At 67.6% G+C, this 1063-nt stretch carries 1 protein-coding gene; it reads right to left on the reverse strand.

All coding sequences use genetic code 11. From position 1 onward, the window contains the following. Window position 1: 1 nt before the first annotated feature. Window positions 2–955 carry an IS481 family transposase gene (locus IG78_RS0141040; protein WP_030574891.1) on the reverse strand — a complete coding sequence of 318 codons (954 nt, stop codon included), beginning with the start codon at window positions 953–955 and terminating at the stop codon, window positions 2–4. Window positions 956–1063: the final 108 nt, after the last annotated feature.

Here is a 1063-nt window from a genome sequence, read left to right on the forward strand (position 1 = left end):
CCTAGGTGTATTGACCCGCAGGGTTGTTCACACGGCTGATGGGCGGTTTGCCGCCGAGTGCGGTGTGGCAGCGGTGGTGGTTGTAGGTGTGCAGGAAGTCTGCCAGGGCCTCGGTCCGCTCGTTGTTTGAGTTGTAGGGCTTCAGGTAGGCCCATTCGTCGAGCAGGGTGCGGTTGAAGCGTTCGACCTTGCCGTTGGTCTGCGGCCGGTAGGCACGGGTCAGCTTTCCGGCCGCACCGAGCTCGGCGAGGACGTTTTTCCAGGCCAGGCCCTTGCGATAGGCCCAGGCGTTGTCGGTCAAGACCCGCTCGACGTGGTCGATGCCGTGGCTGTGGAAGAACGCGGCCGCGCGGGTCAGGAAGCCTGCGCAGGTCGCGACCTTCTCGTCGCTGTGGATCTCGCTGTAGGCGAGGCGGGAGTGGTCGTCGACGGCGGAGTGCACGTAGTCGAAGCCCATGCCGCGGATCGGCCGGCCTGCCTCGCGGCCGTTGGTCTTGTGGCCGCCGCCGTCGGGGATCCGGCCGAGTTTCTTCACGTCCACGTGGATCAGCTCGCCGGGCCGGTCGCGTTCGTATCGGCGGATCACCGTGCCGGTCGGCCGGTCCAGCCATGTGAGCCGGTGCAGGTGGTGGCGGGTGAGGATGCGGTGGACGGTCGAGGCGGGCAGGCCCAGGATCGGACCGATCCGGGCGGGCCCGAGTTTGCGGTCCCGGCGCAGGTCGCAGACCCGGGCCTCGATCGCCGGCGGAGTCCGGTGCGGTGTCGAGTGCGGGCGGCTGGAACGGTCGTGCAGCCCGGCCTGTCCCTCGGCTCGCCAACGACGGATCCACTTGTGGGCCGTGGCCCGGGAGATGCCCGTCTCGGCCGCGACATGAGCGACCGGACGGCCCGATACGACACGTTCGACCAGCAGTCGTCTCCCGAAGACGGTCAGTCGGGCATTACGGTGGGACACGAAGGCCTCCGTGCGGTGAAGATTCGACACCTCCACCACACACGGGGGCCTTCGCCATGTTCAAGACCCAACCGTGTCAACAACGTCCGTGATCAATACACCTAGGGC

This window comes from Streptomyces aureocirculatus (assembly GCF_000720475.1).
In the GTDB taxonomy this organism is placed as follows: Bacteria; Actinomycetota; Actinomycetes; order Streptomycetales; family Streptomycetaceae; genus Streptomyces; species Streptomyces aureocirculatus.